The 6,570-nt window shown below is 41.4% G+C and carries 4 protein-coding genes; all 4 read right to left on the reverse strand.

The annotated features are described in order from the left end of the window. Positions 1–46 precede the first annotated feature (46 nt). On the reverse strand, positions 47–496 hold the full coding sequence (locus DBR11_RS04140) for a DUF4783 domain-containing protein (RefSeq protein ID WP_108550350.1): 450 nt from the start codon (positions 494–496) through the stop codon (positions 47–49). Positions 497–667: 171 nt separating this feature from the next. Further along, entirely contained in the window at positions 668–3,844 is a 3,177-nt protein-coding gene (locus DBR11_RS04145) for an efflux RND transporter permease subunit (RefSeq protein ID WP_108550351.1), read from the reverse strand. 23 nt (positions 3,845–3,867) lie between these two features. Next, on the reverse strand, positions 3,868–5,028 hold the full coding sequence (locus tag DBR11_RS04150) for an efflux RND transporter periplasmic adaptor subunit (protein ID WP_108550352.1): 1,161 nt from the start codon (positions 5,026–5,028) through the stop codon (positions 3,868–3,870). Positions 5,029–5,036: 8 nt separating this feature from the next. Then, entirely contained in the window at positions 5,037–6,389 is a 1,353-nt protein-coding gene (locus DBR11_RS04155; protein WP_108550353.1) for a TolC family protein, read from the reverse strand. Positions 6,390–6,570: the final 181 nt, after the last annotated feature.

Genomic DNA, 6,570 nt, shown 5'->3' on the forward strand with positions numbered 1-6,570 from the left:
TTATTATTCAGAATAGGCATTTAGGAGCTCCAGAGGGTGCTTTTGTCTACTTGTTTTCAAACCTCAATTCGCTGATTACAAAAGAACCACCCTTTTTCTGGAGAAAGAAGGAGGCACGGAAAGTTCCTCCAGAGGTGACAAGAGTGCCGGCAGCAAAGCGGGAGCCGCCACCTTCGCCCTGATGGATGATATCAAAAGATTTGACTTTGTTTTTCGCAAAAAACTCCAGTAATATGCTTTCTGCCTTTGATTTATTATAAGAATCGGATTTTCCGGCAATGTTCAATTCAACTGTTGCGTCAAAGTAACCGGCAAGATCCTTCGCATTTCCGCTTTTAAGAGCAGCAACGACGTCGTCAAATGGGCCAGGAGCGGCAATTGCTGCTTTGGAGTTCGACCCGGCAGCAGAAGCTAAAAAAAAGACCAGTAAAACCATGTACTTTATTCCCGCATTTATTTTGATATCCGGTATTTTGTGGCTTGCTAATGGTTTCATAAGAAAAGAATAAATCGTAAGATGTGTATTTTACAGATTCAGAAATTAGTTATACTAATATCCGAAAATAAATCGTGACAGCCTAAATTTTACTCGTATTGTTCGCTTATAAAAAAGACAGGCCGCCTTTATTGGGCGGCCTGTCTTTATATAGTTTTGGAAACACTAAAACTAATCGTCAGCATGTAACGTGTCTTTGTGTTCTTCAGGTTTGTAATTGGCTTGTAGCTCGGCTAATTTCTTTTTACCGTAAGCCAATTTGGTGATCAGTACAAACAATACTGGTACAATAAACAGAGCCAATATGGTAGCGGAAAGCATCCCCCCAGCCACTGTCCAGCCAATAGTTTGACGGGATACAGCACCCGCGCCTGTGGAAATCATCAAAGGAACAACACCTAGGATAAAAGCCATAGAGGTCATCACAATTGGTCTTAGTCTCAGTTTAACTGCTTCAAGTGTAGCTGCAATGAGTTCCATGCCCCAATCTACCCGTTCCTTGGCAAATTCGACAATCAGGATCGCATTTTTGGCCGATAATCCGATCAGGGTGATTAAACCAACCTGCGCGTAAACGTTATTGTCCAGTTTAGGAAGGAAAGTCAACGCCAGAATCGCACCAAATAAACCCAATGGAACCGCCAACAGGATAGAGAAAGGTACAGACCAGCTTTCATACAATGCTGCCAGTAAAAGAAATACAAAAATAACAACAAGTCCGAAAACCATCATTGTACTGTTTCCTGCCTCGGTTTCCTCCAAACTTAATCCGGAGAAATCATATCCATAGTTAGAAGGAAGGGTTTGTGCTGCAACCTCTTTAAGCGCATTAAGTGCATCTCCAGAACTGTATCCAGGTTTGGCGGCACCACTAACTTCTATTGATCTGAATAGATTATAGTGATTAATAATAGAAGCATTTTCTATAGTTTTATAAGACACCATAGAAGACAGGGGAACAGAAACACCGCTGGCGTTGGTTACATACAACTGTCCAAGGTTCTCAATTTTAGCCCGGTAATTTGTATCGGCCTGTGTTACTACCCGGAAGTTCCGGCCATATTTAGTGAAGTCATTGATATAGCTACTCCCTAAATACGCAGAAATTGTACTATAAATTGCACCAACGGAAACACCCATTTTTTTAGCCATATCACGGTTCACACTCACTTTATAATTTGGTGTTCTGGAATTAAAAAGGGTATAGGCCATACCAATTTCCGGCCTTTGATTGGCCGCAGCTAAAAACTTACCTACATTTGCCTCAAACGCTTTAATATCGCCGGTTTGCTTTTCCTCTATTTCCATAGTAAAGCCTCCGCTGATCCCTAATCCTGGAATCGGAGGAGGAGCAACAACAAGCACAGAACCATCCCGGTCTCCAGCAAAATCTGCAGAAACACTTGCCATAATCGCATTTACATCTCTCTTGCGCTCATCCCAGTTTTTTAGCTGTACGAAAAAAGTTGCTGCATTGGATTTAAATGACCGGTTCAAAATATTTAATCCGCCAATAGAAGCAATATTTTTTACCTCCGGATATTTTTTCATCACGTCATCAGTGATTCTTTTAATAAAGGCATTTGTCCGTACGGCAGAAGCACCTTCTGGAAGTGATACCCCCATAATGAAAATTCCCGCATCCTCGTTTGGAATAAATCCTGATGGTTTCTTAGAAAACAGACCAACCGTACCCACATAGATACAAGCCAAAATAACCATTACCAGAGGCGCTTTTTTCAGAGCTCTTTTAACACCATTGGAGTAACCATGTGTTACATTGGCAAACCAGGTATTGAACTTATAAAAGAATTTATTCAAACCTCTGGAGTCCTTATCCAGCTTCATAGGTTTCAACAAAAGAGAACACAAAGCAGGGGTAAGGGAGAGGGCGATAAATGCAGAAAGTAACACAGAAACTGCAATCGTAATCGCAAATTGCTGATACAATTGCCCCACCATTCCCGGAAGGAAACCTACAGGAATAAACACTGCAGCAAGAATCAACGCAATTGCAATTACAGGAGCAGTAATATCCTTCATCGCTCTTCGTGTCGCATCAGGAGCAGAAAGCCCCTCGTGATCTATATAATGCTGTACAGCCTCCACCACTACAATTGCATCATCCACCACGATTCCAATAGCGAGTACGAAACCAAACATCGTCAATACGTTAATGGAAAAGCCAAAGAAAGTGAAGAAAATGAATGTACCAATAATCGAAACCGGAATTGCAAGTACAGGGATTAAGGTAGCCCTCCAGCTTTGAAGGAATAAAAACACTACAATTGTTACCAGAATCAGGGCTTCAAAAAGGGTATGGACCACCTCACTGATAGATACTTTTACAACAGTAACAGTTTCATATGGTACGGTATAGTCAAGGTCCTTAGGGAAAGATTTCTTCAATTCTTCCAAAGCTTTGTCAATACCATCGGCGGTCTGCACAGCATTTCCACCCGGACTCTGATTAATCGCCAGTAAGGAAGCCTTTTTACCATTCACTTTGGAGTTTATAGAATAACTAAATTCACCCAGTTCTACTCTGGCTACATCTTTAAGGTAAACCGGTGATCCGTCTTTTCCTGTTTTAATGATGATATTTCTAAATTGTTCTTCTGAATTCAGGTCACCATCAAGGATCACTGAAAATTCAAAAGTCTGATAATTTTGTTGCGGTGCACCACCAACACTTCCGCCCGGAACCCGTACATTTTGCTCCTGAATCGCTGCAGAAACATCAGCTGGGGTTAAGCCAAGCCTGGCCAGTTTATTGGCATCCAGCCATACCCGCATACTGAAAGGTTGACCAAATACCTGCACATCTCCAACACCCTTGATCCGGAGTAAAGCATCCTTAACATAAAGGTTAATATAATTGGAAATGAATTTTTCATCGTAGGTGCCATTTGGCGAATACAAGCCTACAACCATCAGGATATCGCTGTTGGCTTTTTTTGTGGTTACCCCAAGACGCCTTACAGCTTCAGGTAAAGCAGGTTCTGCAATACCCACACGGTTTTGTACATCCAGTGCCGCAACATCAATATTAGTACCTACATCAAAAGTAACAGTGATGGAAGATTGTCCGTCAGATGTACTGTTGGAAGACAGGTATTTCATACCAGGGGTACCGTTGATCTGGCTCTCTATAGGAGTGGTTACTGTTTGCTCCACAGTTTGAGCATCGGCACCTGTGTAAGTACCTGAAACGGTAACTGTAGGAGGGGCGATACTTGGATACTGGCTAATTGGCAGCGTTCGCATAACGATAACACCAATTACAACTATTAATATGGATATAACGATGGCCGTAACCGGGCGCTTGATAAATACTTCTGAAATCATAATGTCTGAAATTCTTTTAAAAACTATTTCTTAGCTCCAGCTGCAGGCTGTTGTCCATTTGCTTCAGCGGCAGAAACCTCTTTAACAACTGCACCTGGTCTGACATTCTGCACGCCTTCTACCACAATCACTTCTCCGCTCTTCAATCCATCTGTGATGACTACGTTTTGTTCAAATTGTTTTCCGAGTTTAACAATCCTAGGGGCAGCTTTGCTGCTGTCTCCAACCACCATCACATTGTATTGGCCCAACATTTCACTAACCGCTTTAAAAGGAATAACAAGTTGGTGTTGAGGGGCTTTATTTAATGCGTTCAGGTTGACGGTCATACCGGCAAGTAATCTGTTGGTTTCATTTGGATAGCTGATCCTTACTTTGATGGTACCTGTGCTGGGATCAACAGCCCTGTCAATCGCCACGATATGTCCCTGACGTTTGTATATACTGCCATCAGGAAGCTGTATACTGAAGAGTGAGTCCTTTACCGCCTGAGGATTTTTCTTCATCTGCTCAAATCTTGGAATTTCTTCCTGACCAACAGCAATATCTACAGCAATTGGATTGTTGGTTGATACGGTATTTAAAAGCGTGGTTCCTGGAGAAACCAGTGCACCAAGTTTTACCTGTGAGATTCCGATTGTTCCATTTAAAGGCGAAACAATAATAGAACGCTGTAAATCATTTGCTGCAGATGACACATTGGACTGCGCTGCAGTAACCTGCGATTCCGCATTAGCAAGATCTGTTAATGCATAATCTACACGTTGCTTTGCAACAGCATCCTGTTGCGCAAGTTTTGTATAACGGTCGGCATCTTTTTTTGTTTTATCACGATTGGCTTTAGCTACCGCCAGATCTGCCTTTGCACTATTATACGCCGCAATATATTTGGTGCGGTCTATCTCGTACAGTTTCTGGCCCTTGCTTACTTTTTGACCATCTTTAACATAGATTGCTGTAATGTAACCGCCTACCTGTGCCCTAAGTTCTACTTCATTTAGTGCAACAACAACACCAGGGTAGGTGTCTGTAGTGGTTACTGGTTGATCGGCCACTTTAAAAGTTGTTACAGGTACAGCAGGAGGAGGACCTTGCTGCTGAGGAGCCTTATTGCCACCACAAGAGGCAAGAGAAAGAGAACCAAGAATAACGATGCCAAGTTGTATGTAGTTAAATGTCTTCATTTGAGTGCTTATTGGTTTACGGTAATTGTTCCTAGTGATTGTTGTACGTCCAGTTTAGAAGAAAGTAAACTGTACAATGCATTTAAATAATTGAGTTGAGCTGTACGCAGATCTGTTTCCGAAGTCATGAGATCTAAATAAGTTTTAATACCCTCGTCATACTGCAATTTGATGGTATTATACACTTGTTTGGAAATGTCCACGTTCGATCCTGCAGTTTTCCAGTCATTCAGGTTTGCCTTATAAGTAGCCATGGCTTGCTGATACTGCGTATTGATCTGGTTTTTTGCATTCAGCAAGTCCAGGTCGATCCTTCTCTCCTGTAATTGGGATTTTTTAATCTCCTGAGTACGTTTGGTACCCTGAAAGATGGGTAGTGCCAGGGTTAAACCAAATACAGAACTTGGGAAGTTCTTGTTGTACAAATCGCTGAAGTTATTATTCATATAATTCCAGTTGTAATTGACAAAACCGGCAATGGTTGGCAAATAAGACCATTTATTGTAACTGGTATTTAAATGTTGCAATTGCTTTTGGGTTTGAAGCAAACGATATTCAACCCTGTTTTCATAAACATACTGCTGGGTAGTATCCAATAAAATTTCCCGTTCCATGCTGCTGGCGTTGAAATTTAAGCTGAGTTCTTTCTCTGTACCGTAACCAATCAGTTCACGGAGGTAAGCATATTTATATTTCATCAATTCTTCGTTTCTTTTCTTATCAGCTTTTGAATTGCTTAAGCTGATCTGGGCACGCTGATAATCTGTTTTGTCTACCAGACCAACATCATATTGAGCTTTTGAATCTTTCAGTTGCTTTTCCAATCTGGTAATGTTCTCATTAATAATGCTAAGCTGCTCTTTACTGGTCAGGATATCGTAAAAAGCTTTGCTCACTTCAACCACAGTGGTGATCTTTGTGTTTTCTGTGTTCTGCTTATACTGCTGTCTGTAAAATTTAGCCGCCTTTGAAGCCTGTATCAAACCCGCATTCAGAAACTGCTGATCAGCTTGCAGCGTGAGGGCCGAAGTCTGTTTAGTTCCAAAAGTAATATAAGAGGTCTCGCCGTTTATGGTCAATGCATTGACCTGTTGTTTCAGGTTGTTGTTGTAATTGGCACTTCCATTGATTTGAGGAAACCAGCCTGAGAGTGCAGACTTGATATCCCTTTCACCAATTTCTTCGTCTATTAAAGACTGCCTAACACCGGGCTTATTTACAAGCGCATAACTGATCACTTCCTGCAGGGATGCATTATTGAGTTGCTTGTCATTTGTTGCAGTTTGCCCAAACACCACAGCAGATGGGAGCGTTGCAGACAAAGTACAAATCAGTACTAAAATTAACTTATTTAAGTTCATAGTTAAAAATGGAATTGAGTGTAGATAGGATCATATATAAATTATTGTCTTTTAATTCCGTCCCAGATGATCTGAATTACGGTGTTTATGTCTTCTTCAGAATACACCATATGTTCTGATAATCTGAAACTTGCAGCAGCAACTAACGTGCCCCGAATTGTTGGGCCAAGCAGACGTGGGT

The organism is Pedobacter sp. HMWF019 (assembly GCF_003061025.1).
Classification (GTDB): Bacteria; Bacteroidota; Bacteroidia; order Sphingobacteriales; family Sphingobacteriaceae; genus Pedobacter.